The sequence below is a fragment of the Zoogloea sp. genome (genome assembly GCF_041914405.1).
In the GTDB taxonomy this organism is placed as follows: domain Bacteria; phylum Pseudomonadota; class Gammaproteobacteria; order Burkholderiales; family Rhodocyclaceae; genus Zoogloea.
In genome coordinates, this window is sequence record NZ_JAYSDK010000057.1 from 1 (window position 1) to 17,398 (window position 17,398).

Annotated in this window: 17 protein-coding genes; 4 read left to right on the forward strand and 13 right to left on the reverse strand. The window is 64.7% G+C overall.

The genetic code is table 11. The annotated features are described in order from the left end of the window. Both ACE3RX_RS22150 and ACE3RX_RS22155 read right to left on the reverse strand, forming a co-directional pair. The coding region (locus ACE3RX_RS22150; RefSeq protein ID WP_374487139.1) for a fumarate hydratase at positions 1-1,066 on the reverse strand (1,066 nt) is incomplete at its 3' end. 27 nt (positions 1,067-1,093) lie between these two features. Then, a complete protein-coding gene (locus ACE3RX_RS22155; RefSeq protein ID WP_374487140.1) occupies positions 1,094-1,624 on the reverse strand; it encodes a TIGR00645 family protein in 531 nt (176 codons plus the stop codon). Between the two features lie 104 nt (positions 1,625-1,728). Between ACE3RX_RS22155 and purB the strand changes: the two genes are divergently transcribed. Beyond that, positions 1,729-3,096 carry an adenylosuccinate lyase gene (gene purB, locus ACE3RX_RS22160; RefSeq protein WP_374487141.1) on the forward strand — a complete coding sequence of 456 codons (1,368 nt, stop codon included), beginning with the start codon at positions 1,729-1,731 and terminating at the stop codon, positions 3,094-3,096. An 82-nt stretch (positions 3,097-3,178) separates the two neighbouring features. Next, positions 3,179-3,496: a DUF2322 family protein gene (locus ACE3RX_RS22165; protein WP_374487142.1), complete on the forward strand. Its 318-nt coding sequence runs from the start codon at positions 3,179-3,181 to the stop codon at positions 3,494-3,496. A gap of 129 nt (positions 3,497-3,625) precedes the next feature. Here ACE3RX_RS22165 and cysN read toward each other — a convergent pair whose 3' ends face one another. Genes cysN through ACE3RX_RS22195 form a run of 6 tightly spaced genes read right to left on the reverse strand, consistent with a single transcriptional unit; the run spans position 3,626 to position 9,630 of the window. Continuing rightward, positions 3,626-4,909, reverse strand: coding sequence for a sulfate adenylyltransferase subunit CysN (cysN, locus tag ACE3RX_RS22170; RefSeq protein ID WP_374487143.1), 1,284 nt, complete (start codon positions 4,907-4,909; stop codon positions 3,626-3,628). After that, positions 4,910-5,845: a sulfate adenylyltransferase subunit CysD gene (gene cysD / locus ACE3RX_RS22175; RefSeq protein ID WP_374487144.1), complete on the reverse strand. Its 936-nt coding sequence runs from the start codon at positions 5,843-5,845 to the stop codon at positions 4,910-4,912. Between the two features lie 33 nt (positions 5,846-5,878). Then, positions 5,879-6,604, reverse strand: a complete 726-nt coding sequence (locus tag ACE3RX_RS22180; protein ID WP_374487145.1) for a phosphoadenylyl-sulfate reductase — start codon at positions 6,602-6,604, stop codon at positions 5,879-5,881. Positions 6,605-6,620: 16 nt separating this feature from the next. Further along, positions 6,621-7,145 carry a DUF934 domain-containing protein gene (locus tag ACE3RX_RS22185; RefSeq protein WP_374487146.1) on the reverse strand — a complete coding sequence of 175 codons (525 nt, stop codon included), beginning with the start codon at positions 7,143-7,145 and terminating at the stop codon, positions 6,621-6,623. After that, positions 7,138-8,820, reverse strand: a complete 1,683-nt coding sequence (locus tag ACE3RX_RS22190) for a nitrite/sulfite reductase (RefSeq protein WP_374487147.1) — start codon at positions 8,818-8,820, stop codon at positions 7,138-7,140. Before ACE3RX_RS22190 ends, ACE3RX_RS22185 begins: the two co-directional genes overlap by 8 nt. 30 nt (positions 8,821-8,850) lie before the next feature. After that, a complete protein-coding gene (locus tag ACE3RX_RS22195) occupies positions 8,851-9,630 on the reverse strand; it encodes a sulfite exporter TauE/SafE family protein (RefSeq protein ID WP_374487148.1) in 780 nt (259 codons plus the stop codon). Positions 9,631-9,761: 131 nt separating this feature from the next. On the opposite strand from ACE3RX_RS22195, the gene cysB reads away from it, so the two are divergent. Next, positions 9,762-10,703 (forward strand): HTH-type transcriptional regulator CysB, encoded by a 942-nt coding sequence (gene cysB / locus ACE3RX_RS22200; RefSeq protein ID WP_374487149.1) that lies wholly within the window; start codon positions 9,762-9,764, stop codon positions 10,701-10,703. Between the two features lie 48 nt (positions 10,704-10,751). On the opposite strand, the gene ACE3RX_RS22205 is transcribed toward cysB, so the two are convergent. Continuing rightward, positions 10,752-11,867, reverse strand: coding sequence for a PEP-CTERM sorting domain-containing protein (locus ACE3RX_RS22205; protein ID WP_374487150.1), 1,116 nt, complete (start codon positions 11,865-11,867; stop codon positions 10,752-10,754). A 322-nt stretch (positions 11,868-12,189) separates the two neighbouring features. Between ACE3RX_RS22205 and ACE3RX_RS22210 the strand changes: the two genes are divergently transcribed. Beyond that, entirely contained in the window at positions 12,190-13,974 is a 1,785-nt protein-coding gene (locus ACE3RX_RS22210; protein WP_374487151.1) for a monovalent cation:proton antiporter-2 (CPA2) family protein, read from the forward strand. Between the two features lie 34 nt (positions 13,975-14,008). Here ACE3RX_RS22210 and ACE3RX_RS22215 read toward each other — a convergent pair whose 3' ends face one another. Genes ACE3RX_RS22215 through ACE3RX_RS22230 form a run of 4 tightly spaced genes read right to left on the reverse strand, consistent with a single transcriptional unit; the run spans position 14,009 to position 17,149 of the window. Continuing rightward, positions 14,009-14,962, reverse strand: coding sequence for an asparaginase (locus ACE3RX_RS22215; RefSeq protein WP_374487152.1), 954 nt, complete (start codon positions 14,960-14,962; stop codon positions 14,009-14,011). Between the two features lie 11 nt (positions 14,963-14,973). Further along, entirely contained in the window at positions 14,974-15,702 is a 729-nt protein-coding gene (locus ACE3RX_RS22220; protein ID WP_374487153.1) for an amino acid ABC transporter ATP-binding protein, read from the reverse strand. A 15-nt stretch (positions 15,703-15,717) separates the two neighbouring features. Then, a complete protein-coding gene (gene gltK, locus ACE3RX_RS22225) occupies positions 15,718-16,407 on the reverse strand; it encodes a glutamate/aspartate ABC transporter permease GltK (protein WP_374487154.1) in 690 nt (229 codons plus the stop codon). 1 nt (position 16,408) lies between these two features. Next, positions 16,409-17,149: an amino acid ABC transporter permease gene (locus ACE3RX_RS22230; protein ID WP_374487155.1), complete on the reverse strand. Its 741-nt coding sequence runs from the start codon at positions 17,147-17,149 to the stop codon at positions 16,409-16,411. Between the last annotated feature and the right edge of the window lie 249 nt (positions 17,150-17,398).

Consider the following 17,398-nt stretch of genomic DNA (forward strand, 5'->3'; position numbering starts at 1 on the left):
TGTGGGCGGCGTCGCGGCCGGTCAGCATCTTGCCGTTGAGCAGCAGCTTCTGGCCCGGCTTCCAGGACGCGACTTCTTCCTTGGTCAGGGTGTCCAGATTGACGCGGGTGGCCGATTTGAGGTCCGGCGTCCAGGTGACGGCGGGCCAGTCTTCCAGCTTCGGCGGTTCGATCTTGGCCGGGCCGGAGCCATCCAGGTGGAAGTGGCAGTGGCGGGTGGCGGCGCAGTTGGGCACCAGCGCGACCGGCAGGTTGGCGGCGTGGCAGGGGTAGTCCAGCACCTTCACGTCGAGCACAGTGGTGAGGCCGCCGAGGCCCTGGGCGCCGACGCCCAGCGCATTGACCTTCTCGTACAGCTCAAGGCGCAGCTCTTCGGCGCGGGTGAGGGCGGCGCCGGAGGCGGCCTTTTCCTTCAGCTCATGAATGTTCACCGGCGCCATGATGGATTCCTTGGCGAGCAGCATGGCCTTCTCGGGCGTGCCGCCGATGCCGATGCCGATGATGCCCGGCGGACACCAGCCGGCACCCATTTCCGGAATCTTCTTGAGGACCCAATCGACCAGATCGTCGGACGGGTTGAGCATGGCGAACTTGGACTTGGCTTCCGAGCCACCGCCCTTGGCGGCGCAGATCACTTCAACGTGATGGCCTTCGACGATCTCGAAGTGCACCACGGCCGGGGTGTTGTCCTTGGTGTTCTTGCGGGCACCGGCCGGGTCGGCCAGCACGGAGGCGCGCAGGGGGTTCTCGGGGTTGCTGTAGGCGCGGCGCACGCCCTCGTTGATCATCTCCTGGATGCTCATCGTGGCATCCGGCCAGCTGACCTGCATGCCGACCTTGATGAACACCATGCCGATGCCGGTGTCCTGACAGATCGGGCGGTGGCCTTCGGCGGCCATGCGGGAGTTGGTCAGGATCTGGGCGATGGCGTCCTTGGCGGCGGGGGATTCCTCGCGCTCGTAGGCTTCACCCAGGGCCTTGATGTAGTCCAGCGGGTGGTAGTAGCTGATGTACTGGAAGGCGTCCGCGACGGACTGGATCAGGTCTTCCTGTTTGATGGCGGTCATGGGTGAGGCTCCCTCTACGTGATGTCTTTAGTGTTTGGACAGCAGGACGGTCTGGTTCATGATCTTGTCGACCATCGCCATCGCGAGGGCCGAGAAGAGGAATACGACGTGGATGATCACCTGCCACTGGATCGTGTGCTCGGGCAGGTTGCCGGCATTGATGAAGGTCTTCAGCAGGTGGATCGACGAGATGCCGATGATGGCGGTGGACAGCTTGATCTTGAGCACGCCGGCGTTCACATGGGACAGCCACTCCGGCTGGTCCGGGTGGTTCTCCAGGTCGAGGCGCGACACGAAGGTCTCGTAGCCGCCGATGATGACCATGATCAGCAGGTTGGCGATCATCACCACGTCGATCAGGCCGAGCACCACCAGCATGGTTTCCGTTTCGCTGATGTGGCCGCCGGATTCGACGACCGAACTCACCAGGTGGAACAGCTCGGCCATGAACAGGTAAACGTAGATACCCTGGGCGACGACCAGGCCGAGGTAGAGCGGGGCCTGGAGCCAGCGGCTCCAGAAGATGAAGCGTTCCATTTTTTGCGGACCGTTGCTCATGATGATGGGCTGCAGTTTGGGAGCCCCGGATTTTATCATCGGCGAACGGCTCTCCAAGACGCTAAAATAGAGAACTTTGCTTTTCCGCCTCAAGGGCTTTACGCATGAACCTGCAACCCATCACCGCGCTGTCGCCCCTCGACGGGCGCTACGAATCCAAGGTCTCCGCGCTGCGCGAGCACTTTTCCGAGTTCGGCCTGATCCGCAACCGCGTGAAGGTCGAGATCGAGTGGCTGAAGGCGCTCGCCGCCGCGCCCGAGCTGGCCGAGATCGCGCCGTTCTCCGCCGCCACGATCGCCGAGCTGGATGCCGTGATCGCCGAGTTCTCGGTGGCCGACGGTGAGGCCGTGAAGGCCATCGAGGCGACCACCAATCATGACGTGAAGGCCATGGAGTACTGGCTGAAGCAGCGCCTCGGCCACAACCCCGAAGTCACCCGCGTCACCGAGTTCATCCACTTCGGCTGTACCTCGGAAGACATCAACAACGTGTCCCACGCGCTGATGCTGCGCGACGGCCGCGACGGTGTGCTGCTGCCGTCCCTCGACAAGATCATCGCCCGCCTGGTTGAACTGGCCCACCAGCACGCCGAACTGCCGATGCTGTCGCGCACTCACGGCCAGCCCGCCAGCCCGACCACCCTCGGCAAGGAAATGGCCAACGTGGTGTACCGCCTGCGCCGCGTGCGCAAGGCCATCGCCGGCGTCGAGCTGACCGCCAAGTTCAACGGTGCCGTCGGTAACTACAACGCCCACCTGTCCGCCTACCCCGAGTTCGACTGGGAAGCCTTCAACGGCCGCTTCATCGAATCCCTGGGTCTCACCTTCAACCCCTACACCATCCAGATCGAGCCCCACGACGCGATGGCCGAGCTGTACGACGCCACCGCCCGTGCCAACACCATCGTGCTGGATATCTGCCGTGACATCTGGATGTACATCTCCCTCGGCTACTTCAAGCAAAAGCTGAAGGCCGGCGAGATCGGCTCGTCCACCATGCCGCACAAGGTCAACCCGATCGACTTCGAGAACGCCGAAGGCAACCTGGGCCTCGCCAACAGCGTGTTGCGCCACCTGGCCGACAAGCTGCCGGTGTCCCGCATGCAGCGCGACCTGACCGACTCCACCGTGCTGCGCAACATGGGCGTGGCCTTCGGCTACGCCGTGCTGGCCTACGATTCCTGCCTGCGCGGCCTCGGCAAGCTGGAAGCCGAGCCGGCCCGTCTGGCGGCCGATCTGGACGCTTGCTGGGAAGTGCTGGCCGAGCCGATTCAGACCGTGATGCGTCGCTACGCCGTGCCCAACCCCTATGAGCAGCTCAAGGAGCTGACCCGCGGCAAGGGCATCACCAAGGAGGCGCTGCAGGCCTTCATCGGCACGCTGGCCATCCCCGAAGCCGAAAAGGCCCGCCTGCTGGAGATGACCCCCGCCAGCTACATCGGCAAGGCCGCCGAACTGGCCAAGCGCATCTGAGCCCTGTGGGGGCGAATTCATTCGCCCTCCGCCGATTGAATCAAGTTCGTGGGCGAATGAATTCGCCCCTACGGAGAATTGAATGGCTTTTGCCGACAAGCTCAAGACCCTGCCGGGCGTGTCTCACCTCGCCGCGATCCAGTTGATCGACGCCGCCGACGCGGTGGTCGCCACCATCGAGAACAAGCCCGGCCAGGCCGGCTCGCTGGCGGTGTACAACCACCTGGCGCAGATCCACGGCGCGATCACCCCCGAGGCGGCGACCCAGGGTATCGCGATCTACGAGGAGCACAGTGAGGATGCGCGCCTGAACCCGGGCAAGCATCCCAACATCGATCGTCTGATCGGTCTCGTCGAGCGGGGTGAAACCCTGCGCGTGAAGCACGTCTTCGCGACCTGAGCGGCGATGTTGTGCGGGGCGCCCCCGGGCGTCCCGTCGGCAGTCCCCCAAAAGCAAAACCCCCGGCAAGTCCGGGGGTTTTGCTTTGCGGCTCCCGGCCGCAGCCGGGGATGCAACTTACGTGGCGGCTCAGGCGTTCAGGCCCGTGATCATGCCGGCACCCACCGTGTTGTTGGTGGATTCGTCGATCAGGATGAAGGCGCCGGTGGCGCGCGAGTCGGTGTAGTTGTCGGCGAAAACCGGCTGGGCCAGCTTGAGGGTCAGGCGGGCGATGTCGTTCATGGCCAGCGTGGTCGTCGCTTCCTTCTCCAGCGTGTTGATGTCCAGGCGGTGGGTGATGCTCGCCACCTTGGCCTTCACTTCGCGGGTGGTGTGGCGCAGCCAGTAGGTGCGCGCCGGCGACAGCGGGGTTTCCGACAGCCAGCAGACGATGGCTTCGACCTGCTTGGTCTGCGCCGGCACTTCCTCGCTGCTGACGATCATGTCGCCGCGGGAGATGTCGATCTCATCTTCCAGCAGCAGGGTCACGGACTGCTCGTGGATCGCCTTGGGCAGGGACTCGCCGTACAGCTGGATGTCCTTGACCTTGGTGGTCAGGCCGTTGGGCAGCACGGTGACGCTGTCGCCGACCTTGATCTCGCCGGACTCGACGCGGCCCATGAAGCCGCGGTAGTCGTGCAGTTCGGGGTTGTCGGAGGCCTGCGGGCGGCACACATACTGGACCGGGAAGCGGAAGCTCTCGGCCTGCTCGGTGTGGGCGGCCGGGGCGTTTTCGAGGATGTCGATCATCGTCGGGCCGTCGTACCAGTCCAGGCGCTCGCCGCGGTCCACGATCATGTCGCCGTTGAGAGCCGACAGCGGGATGAAGCGCACGTCGGTCAGGCCGATCTGGTCGGCGAAGGCCTTGTACTCGGCAACGATCCGGTCGTAGGTGGCCTGGTCGTAATCGACGAGGTCCATCTTGTTGACGGCCACCACCACGTGGGGGATGCCCACCAGCTTGGTCAGGTAGCTGTGGCGGCGGGTCTGGGTCAGCACGCCCTTGCGCGCGTCGATCAGTATGATCGCCAGGTTCGCGGTGGAGGCGGCGGTCACCATGTTGCGGGTGTACTGCTCGTGGCCCGGCGCGTCGGCGATGATGTACTTGCGGGTGCCGGTCGAGAAGTAGCGGTAGGCCACGTCGATGGTGATGCCCTGTTCGCGCTCGGCCTGCAGGCCATCGGTGAGCAGGGACAGGTCGACGGCGGTCATGCCGCGCTTGCTGGAGGTGCGTTCGATGGCGGTGAGGGTGTCGGCCAGGATAGCCTTGGTGTCGAACAGCAGGCGGCCGATCAGGGTGCTCTTGCCGTCATCGACCGAACCACAGGTCAGGAAGCGCAGCAGGCCGCGGTCTTCAACGTGTTGGGCGCTCATTTAGAAGTAACCCTCTTTCTTGCGTTGTTCCATGGAGGCTTCGCTGGTCTGGTCGTCCAGACGGGTCGCGCCGCGCTCGGTGATCGTGGTGGTGGCGGTTTCGAGCACGATCTTCTCGACGTTGTCGGCGTCGGACTCCACCGGGGCGGTACACGAGATGTCGCCGACGGTGCGGAAGCGCACCTGCAGGTCGATGATCTCTTCGCCGGGCTTGGGCAGGTTGGTCAGCTCGCCGTTCATCAGCGGCACGTTGACCGGCACGATGGCACCGGAACGCATCACTACCGGACGGGTGTGGGCGAAGTAGATGCTGGGCAGTTCAAGCTTCTCGCGCTCGATGTACTGCCACACGTCCATCTCGGTCCAGTTGGAGATCGGGAAGGCGCGGATGTTCTCACCCTTGTGGCTGCGGGCGTTGTAGAGGTTCCACAGTTCGGGACGCTGGTTCTTCGGGTCCCATTGGCCGAACTCGTCGCGGAAGCTCATGATGCGTTCCTTGGCGCGGGCCTTTTCCTCGTCACGGCGGGCGCCGCCGATACAGGCGTCGAAGCCGAACTCCTCGATGGCTTCCAGCAGCGTCACGGACTGATGTTTGTTGCGCGACTCGTTCTCGTTCTTCAGCACGACGGTGCCGCGCTTCATGGAGTCTTCGACGGAGCGCACGATCAGGCGCTCGCCCAGCTCGGCGGCGCGCTTGTCGCGGAATTCGACCACTTCCTTGTAGTTGTGGCCGGTGTCGATATGCATCAGCGGGAAGGGGAACTTGCCGGGGCGGAAGGCCTTCTCGGCGATCCGCAGCATGCAGATGGAGTCCTTGCCGCCGGAGAACAGCAGCACGGGGTTGCTGCATTGGCCGGCCACTTCACGCATGATGTGAATGGCTTCGGATTCGAGCCAATCCAGGTGGCTCAGGGTCTGTTTGGTGAGCGTCGACATTGCTTTACTCGTTTTATGGTTCCTGGGTGCCCGTCACTTCTTGACGTGCAGGCCGCATTCCTTGGTTTCCGGATTTTCCCACCACCAGCGGCCGGCGCGGACGTCCTCGCCGATCGACACCGGGCGGGTGCACGGGGCGCAGCCGATGCTCGGGTAGAACTTGTCATGCAGCGCGTTGTACGGAACCTTGTTGAGGCGGATGTAGGCCCACACTTCCTTCTCGGTCCAGTCGGAGAGCGGGTTGAACTTGACTAGGCCGTTGCCCTCATCGAACTGGCGCTTGGGCAGGTCGGTGCGGGTGGTGGACTGCTGGGCACGCAGGCCGGTGATCCAGGCCTGCTTGCCGGCCAGCGCACGGCCCAGCGGCTCGACCTTGCGGGCGTGGCAACAGGCCTTGCGCAGCTCGACGCTGTCGTAGAAGGCGTTGATGCCGTTTTCCCGCGTGAAGGTCTCGATGGCCTCGTGGTTCGGGTAGAAGAACTTCAGCTTGAGGCCGTAGCGCTTCTGTACCTCGGCCATCAGGTCGTAGGTTTCCAGCGGCAGGCGGCCGGTGTCCAGCGAGAAGATCTCGATGGGCAGCTGATTGGTGGCGATCACGTCGGTGAGCACCATGTCCTCGGCGCCGAGGCTGTTGGCCATGGTGATGGCCGGCAGTTCGGCGGCCCAGGCGGCCAGGTCGGCCTTGAGCTGGGCGACCTTGGCTTCCAGGCTGGCGAGCAGCACCGGATCGTCGAGCCTGGGGTTCTGGTTCGGATGCATCGAGATCTCTCCTCGCTCAGGCGGCGCGCTGGGTGCGGCGGAACAGGGGTTCGGGCTGGTCGATGGCGGCCTGGTAGGGCGTCGAGAAGTCCTTCAGGCTGGCCAGCGCTTCTTCCAGCTGGGCGTCGCTGTACTTGCCGGCCTTCGGCTGGATGGCGTCGAAGCCGCAGCGCTGCATGAAGAAGAACTGGTCGCGCAGCACGTCGCCGATGGCGCGGATCTCGCCCTTGTAGGCGTAGCGGCTGCGCAGCAGCGCGGCGCTGGAGTAGGCGCGGCCGTCGGTGAACTTGGGGAAGTTCAGCGCGATGGCACCGATGCTGTCCAAATCGCCTTCGAGCTCGTCCACGTTCTCGCTGCTGTCCAGCCACACGCCGAGGCCGGCACGGCCGGAGAGGGCGCCCTTGTGGGCCTGCCACACGGCGAGGGGCACGAACACCGGGCCGTCGGGGAGGTTCAGCGCCTCGGGGCCCTGGACTTCGTCGAGGACGAGGATTTCTGCGGCGTCGTCGATCACGCGGCCGTTCTTGATGAGCTTAGGCATGTTGCTTCCTTTCGATGATCGCGGCTTCGCCATACACGCCGAGCTTGAAGGGGTCGAGACCGGTGCGGCGGACGGTGTCGATGAAGCGCTCGCCGTCCTGGCGCTGGGCCCGGTAGACGTCGATGATCTTGCTGATCACATCGGGCATTTCGGCGGCGGCAAACGAGCGGCCGATCACCTTGCCGATGCTGGTGTCGTTGCCCTGACTGCCGCCGAGGCTGACCTGGTACCACTCCTCACCGTTCTTGTCGACGCCGAGGATGCCGATGTGGCCGACGTGGTGGTGGCCGCAGGAGTTCATGCAGCCCGAGATGTTGAGCTCGATGTCACCGATGTCGTAGAGGTAGTCCAGATCGTCGAAGCGGGTTTGGATCGCGTTGGCGATGGGAATCGACTTGGCATTGGCGAGCGCGCAGAAATCGCCGCCCGGGCAGCAGATGATGTCGGTCAGCAGGCCGAAGGTCGGCGTCGCCAGGCCAGCGGCGCGGGCCTTCTCCCACAGCGCGAAGAGGTCGGCCTGCTTGACGTCGGCCAGCACCAGGTTCTGCTCGTGGGTGGCGCGCACTTCGCCGAAGCTGTAGGCGTCGGCCCATTCGGCGACCAAGTCGAGCTGCTCGGCGGTGATGTCGCCGGGGGCGGTGGCCGGGTTCTTCAGGGACAGCACGACGATTGCGTAGCCGGGCACCTTGTGGGCCAGCACATTGCGGCGGGTCCATGCGGCGAAGGCGGTGTTGGTGGCGCGCTGGCTGGCGTAGCCGGCGTCCTCGCCCGGCAGGGTTTCGTAGGCGGGCGTCGTGAAGTGGGCGGCGACGCGGGCCACTTCGGCTTCGGTCAGAGTGTTGGCGCCATCCTTGCCGAAGGCCCATTCCTCCTCGACCTGGCGCTTGAACTCGGCGACGCCGAGGGCCTTGACGAGGATCTTGATGCGCGCCTTGTAGAGGTTGTCGCGGCGGCCGTAGCGGTTGTACACCCGCAGGATCGCCTCGTTGTAGGTGATGATGTGCTGCCAGGGTACGAAGTCGTTGATCTCTTCGCCGATGATCGGGGTACGGCCCATGCCGCCGCCGACCAGCACGCGGAAGCCGATCTCGCCGGCCGCATTGCGCTTCAGCTCAAGGCCGATGTCGTGGCACTGGATCACCGCGCGGTCTTGATGGGCACCGTTCACCGCGATCTTGAACTTGCGCGGCAGGAAGGCGAATTCCGGGTGGAAGGTGCTCCACTGGCGCAGCACCTCGCACCACGGGCGCGGGTCGATGTACTCGTCACCGGCCACGCCGGCGAAGGGGTCGGAGGTAATGTTACGGATGCACGCGCCGGAGGTCTGGATGGCATGCATCTGGACCTGGGCCAACTCGGCCAGGATTTCCGGCACGATCTTCAGCTCGGGCCAGTTGAATTGCACGTTCTGGCGGGTGGTGATGTGGGCGTAGCCCTTGTCGTAGGTCCGGGCGATATGGGCGAGCTTGCGAACCTGGGTGGACGACAGCAGCCCATAGGGCACGGCAACCCGCAGCATTGGTGCGTGGCGCTGGATGTACAGGCCGTTCTGCAGGCGCAGCGGGCGGAACTCGTCGTCGGTCAGCTCGCCGGCCAGGTAACGCCGGGTCTGGTCGCGGAACTGGGCGACGCGCTCGTCGACGATCTTCTGGTCGTAGGGGTCGTAACGGTACATTTCGTTTTCCTGGTTTATTTGTAAGCCCGGTCAGGCCGCAATCAACTTGCTGCCCACCAAGACCAGCATGGTTGCCAGAATCGGACGCAGCACCCGGTCGGGGACGCGGGTGGAAATGTGGCTGCCCAGCCAGATGCCCGGCAGGGAACCGATCAACAGGCTGCCCAGCAAGGCCCAGTCGACGCTGCCGAGGAACCAGTGGCCGATGCCGGCCACCAGGGTCAGGGGCACCGCGTGGGCGATGTCGCTGCCGACGATACGCAAGGTCGCCAGCCGCGGGTACAAAAAGAACAGGGCGCTGACGCCCAGGGCGCCGGCACCCACCGACGAGATCGACACCAGAATGCCCAGCACGGCGCCGGTCAGGATGGTCAGCAGCTTGGTGCGCTGCGGATTTTCCTGGCCGCCGGAGCGCTTCAGGGCGTAGGCCTGGATCTGCTTGCGAAACACGATCGCCACCGCCGTGAGGAGCAGGGCCACGCCCAGCGAAACCTTGATCAGGCTGGCCGCGCCGCCGATGCCGCCGGGCGCGAAGTAGCCGACCAGCACCAGCGTGATTGCCGCGGCCGGGATGCTGCCGGTGGCCAGGCGCTTGGTGATCGTCCAGTCCACCGTGCCCTTCATGCCGTGGGCGACGGTTCCGCCGGCCTTGGTGATGGCCGCGTAGAGCAGGTCGGTGCCGACGGCCACCGATGGGTTGATGCCGAACAGCAGGACCAGTAGCGGGGTCATCAGGGACCCACCACCTACGCCGGTCAGGCCGACGATGGCGCCTACGGCAAAGCCGGCAATCGTGTAAGCAATACTCATGATAAGCCCAAATTCCGTGTGCGGCGCATCGTAGAACGTGTTTTTAGAGCAAAGAAGGTATTTTAGGTTAAACCTTTAGAACTTATAGTTCTATCCTTCCATTTCGCGGTTCTTCCCCGGGGTTCGCGTCGATGAACATCCAGCAGTTGCGCTATGTATTCGAAGTGGCCCGCCACGGCCTCAACGTGTCGGAAGCTGCCGAGGCCTTGTTTACATCCCAGCCCGGCGTATCGAAGCAGATCCGCGTGCTCGAGGAAGAGTTGGGCATCGAGATCTTCGTCCGCCACGGCAAGCGGCTGGTGGAAGTTTCCGAGCCCGGCAAGCAGGTGCTGACCATCGTCGGCCGGATCCTGCAGGAGGTGGACAACCTGCGCGAGGTGGGGGCCGAGTTCAGCAATGAGGCCACCGGCAGCCTGTCGATTGCCTTTACACATACCCAGGCCCGCTATGCGCTGCCCAGGGTTGTGCAGGCCTTCATGGCGCTTTATCCCAACGTGCGCCTGTCCTTCCACCAGGGCAATCCGCGGCAGGTGTGCGACTACGTGCTGTCCGGCGTGGCCGACATCGCCATCGCCACCGAGGCGATCGCCGAGCACGAGGACATCGTGATGTTGCCCTGCTACCAGTGGAATCGCTGTGTCGTCGCGCCGCTGCGCCATCCGATCCTGGCGGCGCAGCCGCTCACGCTGGAGGAGATCGCCCGCTATCCGCTGGTGACCTACGACTTCGCCTTCACCGGCCGCAACCGCATCAACGAGGCCTTCACCGGACGGGGCCTGAAACCCAACGTGGTACTCACCGCCATCGACTCGGACGTGATCAAGACCTACGTGGCGATGGGCCTCGGTGTCGGCATCATCGCCAAGATGGCTTACGACCCGGTGGTGGACAAGGATCTCGGCATGCTGGATGCCGCCCACTTGTTTGCGTCGAGCACGACGCGCATCGGCCTGCGCAAGAACGCCTGGCTGCGCGGCTACATCTACGCCTTCATCGAGTGTTTTGCGCCGCACCTGAGCCGGCGGGTGGTGGATGCGGCCCTGGCGGGCGGGGGCCAGGATCCGGGGCTGTGAACGAGAAAAGCCGGGTTGCCCCCGGCTTTTCAGCAGCGTTCAGCTGTTTTATGCCAGTGCGCGGAAGCGCCGGATACCTAGCCCCAGGAGGCCAAGCCCCGTCAAGACAACAGAGGACGGTTCCGGGATATCGGTGGATGCGAGCTGGGTTCCGATGAAGACCTTCTCGTCGCCTCCGTTCAACGCATAATTTTCGGCACAGACCGTTTTGTGACCGCCCGCCGGGATTTGTGGGAAGCCGCCACCGGCCTGGGTCTGTTCCGGACCGCAACCCAGACGGTAGTCCACGTGAAGGGCGTAGTCGGCGAGGTTTTCACCACCGGCGACGAGGCTCTTGATTGCGGCGTCCAATTCGGGGAACACAATTGCGTAGGCTGCACGGTCGCCGCCGAGGTTCTCGGAATAGGTCTTAACCACAGCTGGGTTTGGGATGAACTGATTGACGTTGTTTGGATCGGGAATCTTGCATGCAACCAACTGATTCAACGCGTTTAAACAAACATCGTTACCGGAATCGATAAAATCTGAAACGAAGGGGGCTGCACCGTTGGATGTATAGGCCGTTGGGTCCCCCAACACCACGCCCCCTCCGACGGGCGGTGGGCCATAGCCGACGTTACCCTGATGGGTTGGGTCGTTGGTCAGGTCCCAGCGTCCGATCAGTACGTTGCCGGTTATTTTTGTCAGTTCGACCCGTGCCCAGCCGGCGAGGTCGGGTGTGTTACCCGTCTCGTTGTTGGCGAAGAAAAATACCATCGAGTTTTTCGTGAAATTCAGCTGGGAATTGAGCGAGGAAAGAGTTGCGTCCCACCAACCGACACGATCCCAAGCGCCTTCACTCGTGCTGCCACCGGGTTCGTTGGCGCTGTTCATCCGGAAACCGTCTACTGGATTGGCCGTTGGCGTCTGGAAGGCGTCGTCCATCGTGGGTGGGGCGTTGTTCAGCTGGCCGGGCGGGTTGAGGCCAAGTTTGACAAAGAGGTCGATCTGGCCGGGGCCCGACATGACGGTAATGTTGTTCGTGTTCAGGGCGTAAGAATTGGCATCCCCGTACGTTACCCAGCCGGACGTGGTGAGATCCACCGTGGCTGCCAGGGCGGCGCCCGACAAGCTCATGGCGGCCAGCACGGCGGCGAGCTGCAGTTTTGGCTTGATGTATTTCATTTCCGTCTCCTCGCAGGCAAGACAAGTAGTGGATTTCTAATATTTGCTGGATACAGCCATTCCCTTGCATAGGTTGTGCCAGCTGTGACGTATTTATCGAAAAGCCCCAGTTCATGCGGTTTTCCAAGGGAGAGGGGGGGGACGCAGGGTGGGGCGTTTTTAATGGCTGTAAAGAATTCCGACAGTTTTCTGAAAGCTTTGAGAGTTTTGGCGCTTCTCTGGCGTGGCCGCAGTGGCCTTGTGTGTTTCCATTTCCTTCCACTGGCATTCCGGCCCCGTCTTTGTGAGAGACTTGAGATTCCGTCGTCGTGTCCCGTCTCTCATGCAATCGCTTACCACCCTTGCTGCGCTGCTGCTCGCCTCCGTGCTTTTGGTGCCCCTCTTCAAGCGGGCGGGGCTGGGCACGGTGCTGGGCTATCTGGCGGTGGGGGTGATCATCGGCCCTTTTGGCGCGAAGCTCGTGCGCGACCCGGACAACCTGCTCCATACCGCTGAGCTGGGCGTCGTGCTGCTGCTTTTCGTCATCGGGCTGGAACTCAAGCCGTCGCGGCTATGGGCGTTGCGGCGCTCGGTGTTCGGGCTTGGCGCGCTGCAACTGTTCGGGGTGGCCGCGGCGCTGGCCGGCGCGGGCCGCTATCTGGGCTTGTCGTGGCCGGCGGCAACGGTGGTGGGGATCATCCTGGCCCTTTCATCGACGGCTTTCGTGCTGCCTACGCTGGCTGAGCGGCGCGAATTGTCTACCCGTCATGGTCGCGAGGCTTTCGCGATTTTGCTGTTTCAGGATCTATCTGTCATTCCGCTGCTGGCCCTGATTCCGCTGTTCGGCACCGGGCGGCCAACGGCACTGACTCATCCGGCGGTGGGTCTCGGCCTGCTGGCGGTGGTGGCAGTGATCGGCCGGCCGACACTGGACATGCTGTTCCGGCACGTCGCGCGGGTGAATAGCCGCGAGATGTTTACCGCGGCGGCGCTGGCAACAGTATTGGGGCTCGCCCTGCTGATGCAGGCGGGGGGGCTGTCCATGTCCCTGGGTGCCTTCGTGGCCGGTGTGCTGCTGGCCGACTCCGAGTTCCGTCATGAGCTGGAGGCTGCCATCGCGCCTTTCCAGGGCTTGCTGCTTGGTCTGTTCTTCATGGCCGTCGGGATGTCCACCAACCTGGATCTGCTGGTCAAGTTTCCGGGCCAGATCGCCCAGCTCACGGCGGGGCTGATCGTCGTCAAGGGCGTCGTGCTGTTCGTGCTGCGCCGTCTGCTCGGCGGGGCTACCGGGGATGCGCGCCTGCTGGCCCTGGCTCTGGCCCAGGGCGGTGAGTTCGCCTTCGTGCTGTTCGACGCGGCCCAGTCCTTCCGTGTCCTCGGTGAGGTGCAGGCTGACAAGCTGACCCTGGTGGTGGCCATGTCGATGGCGGTGTCGCCGCTGCTCTTGATGTTCGGAGATTGGCTGGCCAGGTCCGCCAAGAAGAATGAACCGCCGCGGGCTTTCGACGAGATGCCGGAGGATGGCAGCGAAGTGGTGATCGCCGGCTTCGGACGGGTCGGGCAGATCGTCGGCCGCCTGCTGCTGGCGCGGGGCATCAGCTTCACCGCGCTGGATTCGGATGCCGGCCAGGTGGATACGGTGCGCCGCTTCGGCCTCAAGGTCTTCTACGGCGATGCGGCCCACTTGGATCTGCTACATGCGGCGCAGATCGGTCAGGCCAAGGTCTTCGTGCTGGCCATCGACGATGTGGAGGCCTCCCTGCGTACCGCTGAGCTGGTGCGCAAGCATTTCCCGCATGTGCAGATCGTTGCCCGCGCGCGCAACCGCTTCCACGCCAGCCGGCTGATGGACTTGGGCATCGAGAGGCAGATCCGCGAGGCCCTGCCGTCCAGCCTGGAAATGGCCAAATGGACGCTGGAGCTGCTCAACGAGCCGCCGGCGCTGGCCGAGCAGATGGTGAACCGCTTCGCCCGCCACGATGCCGAGGTGCTGGCCCGCCAGCAGGCCATCGGCCACGACGAGCACAAGCTGATCCAGTCCTCTCTCGAGGCCCGGGAGGAACTGGCCCAGGTGCTGGAGGAGGCCCGCGTGGCGTTCACCCGCAAGGGGCGTGGCGCGGCATCGTGAGGGGGATGGGCGAATGAATTCGCCCACCGCCAGTTCAGCCGTCTACTGCCTCTCCACGGTCTCCACGAAGGAAGGTCCGGGTCTCGCTGCCGGCAGCGAGGGCCAGCATCAGCGCGATGCGAGCTTTGGCGGGGGGCAGGTCGTCGGCGGTGAGCCAGCCTTCCCGGTCGTCGTCGGCGTTGCCGTTGTGGACTACCGGGCCGGCGCAGCGGCTGGCGCGCAGGATCGCCACGCCGTGTTCGCGGGCCCGGGCGAGAGCCGGCTGCCAGGCCGCGGGTACGCTGCCGTGGCCGGTCAGGGCCAGCACCAGGCCGCGGGCGCCGGCGGCGACGCAGGCATCCACCAGCTCTGGTGGTGCTCCGGCGTAGCCCATCAGCACATCCACTCGCGGCAGCCCGGCCGGCGTTAGCCCGGCACAGCGTCCATCAGGGCGGCCTTCGGTCCACGGCCGGGCTGATTCGAAGGCGTCCAGCCCGGTCGTGCGTGCCTTGGTGAGCCAGCGTGCCGGGTAGGCTGTGCGGTTCATTACCGCCAGTACGCCCTTGCCCTGGGCGCTCGGGCTGGCGGCCAGGCACACGGCGGCGCGCAGATTGGCAGGGCCGTCGGCCTGCGGGTGGTCGGCCGGGCGCATCGCGCCTGTCAGCACCACAGGCTTGTCGCCGGGCAGCGTGAGGTGCAGGAAATAGGCGGTCTCCTCCAGCGTGTCGGTGCCGTGCAGGATCACGATGCCATTGATTGCCGGGTCGGCCAGCGCACGCCGCGCGGCAGCCAGGATCACCAGCCAGTCGGCCGGCGCCATGTCCTTGCTGTCGAGGGACAGGATCTGCTCGGCGCTCAGTTCGGCGGTGGCGTCGAGGCCGGGGACGGCCGCCAGCAGTTGTTCCACCGGCCGTACGCCGGCCCGGTAACGGGCGCCGTCGGAGGTGGGGTCGGCTTCGCCGGCGATGGTGCCGCCGGTGGCCAGCAGGTGAATGCGCGGGCGTGTCATGGCGGTGGCGCTCAGTGGGTCAGGATCTTGGCGAGGAACTGGCGCGCGCGCTCGGAGCGCGGGTTGCCGAAGAAGCTATCCTTGTCGTCGTCCTCGACGATCTGGCCCTTGTCCATGAAGAGGATGCGGTTGGCGACCTTCTTGGCGAAACCCATCTCGTGGGTCACGCACATCATCGTCATGCCCTCCTGGGCGAGCTCGACCATCACGTCGAGGACCTCGTTGATCATCTCCGGGTCGAGGGCCGACGTGGGTTCGTCGAAGAGCATGCAGATCGGGTCCATCGCCAGCGCGCGGGCGATGGCGACGCGTTGCTGCTGGCCGCCGGAGAGCTGGCCGGGAAACTTGCCCGCGTGGGCCTTGAGGCCGACCCGGTCGAGGAGCTTGAGGCCCTTGTCGGTGGCCTCGTCCCTGCCACGCCCGAGCACCTTGATCTGGGCGATCGTCAGGTTGTCGGTAATGCTCATATGCGGGAACAGCTCGAAATGCTGGAAGACCATGCCGACGCGGCTGCGCAGCTTGGGTAGGTTGGTCTTCGGGTCGCCGACGGAGATGCCGTCCACGGTGATGCTGCCGCTCTGGAAGGGCTCCAGGCCATTGACGCACTTGATCAGCGTGGACTTGCCAGAGCCGGACGGCCCGCAGACGACGATCACCTCGCCTTTCTTGACCTCGGTGGAGCAGTCGGTGAGGACCTGGAAGGCCCCGTAATGCTTGGAAACGTTCTGGATGGAAATCATCTCGGGCTCCGGGAATCAGTGCGCCACGTGGGCGTTGAGCTTTTTCTGGTAACGGCGGACCGCCTGGGAGGCCGCGAAGCAGATCAGGAAATAGACGGCGCCGGCAAACAGCAGCAGTTCGACCAGCCGTCCGTCCCGGTCGCCGACCTTGTAGGCGGCGCCGAAGAAGTCGGCCAGGGCCGACACATAGACCAGGGACGTATCCTGGAACAGCACGATGGCTTGGGTCAGCAGCAGCGGCACCATGTTGCGGAAGGCCTGGGGCAGCACGACCAGGCGCATTGCCTGCGCGTAGCTCATGCCCAGCGCCGAGGCGGCGGAGATCTGCCCCTTGGGAACCGACTGGATGCCGGCGCGGATGATCTCCGAGTAGTAGGCCGCCTCGAACAGCGCGAAGCCGACCAGCGCCGAGGCAAGGCGCACGTCGGTGCCGGCGTCCAGCTTGAATACGCCACGCAGCACCTGTGGCACGATCAGGAAGAACCACAGCAGCACCATCACCAGCGGGATCGCGCGGAACAGGTTGACGTAGCCGGCGGCCAGCCAGGCCAGCGGCTTGATGGAGGACAGGCGCGCCATCGCCAGCAGGGTGCCCCAGGCGATGCCGAACAGCACTGCGCAGGCGGTAATCTCGAGGGAGACCTTCATGCCTTCCCACAGGAAGGGCAGGGCGCCGGGAATCGAGGACCAGTCGAATTCGTACATGTCACTTGCCTCCCAGGTAGCCCGGTACCCGCGTACGTGCCTCGACGATGCGCATCAGCCCCATCACGATGACGTTGATGAGGAGGTAGAACAGGGTTACGGCGATGAAGGACTCGTAGGGCTGGGCGGTGTAGTCCACCAGCTGGCGGCCCTGGGCGGCCAGTTCGAGCAGGCCGATGGTCGAGCACACCGCCGAGTTCTTGAAGATGTTTAGGAACTCCGAGGTGAGCGGCGGCACGATCAGGCGGAAAGCCATCGGCAGCAGCACGTGGCGGTACGTCTGTGGCAGCGTGAAGCCGAGGGCCAGGCCGGCGGCCTTCTGGCCACGGGGCAGGGCACCGATGCCGGCACGGACCTGCTCGGCGACACGGGCACTGGTGAAGAAGGCCAGACACAGCATGGCGGCCAGGAACTGCTGGGTCAGCGGCGCGAGCTGCTGCTTGAAGGCGTCGCCAAGGCCGAAGGGCAGGATCTCCGGCAGCACGAAGTACCAGCTGAACAGCTGCACCAGCAGCGGGGTATTGCGGAAGATCTCCACGTAGGCGGCAGCCAGGCCGGACAGGGCCCTGTTCGGCACGGTGCGCAGCACGCCGATCAGACTGCCCAGCGCGAGGGCCAACAGCCAGGCCGACAGGGACAGTTCCACCGTCACCTGCAGGCCCGACAGGAGCCAGGCCAGATAGGTGGTTTCACCGGTCGGGACGGTACTGCCGAAGATGCTCCAGTTCCATTGGTAGCCCATCGGATTTCCTTTCGAGACACGTTGCTGGCCAGGCGCTGGTACTCCCTCCCTGCTCTCCAGCCGTAGGGGCGAATTCATTCGCCCTCTGTCGCTTGTATGGATGTCCGCGGGCGAATGAATTCGCCCCTACGGTCAGTCCGCCCGTCGTGCCCTCAGTCGAAGGGCTTGTCGTTGGGGGCCTTGTAGAGCTTGATCATGGCGTCGGAGAGCGGGAAGTTGAGGTTCAGTCCCTTGGGCGGGATGGGCTGG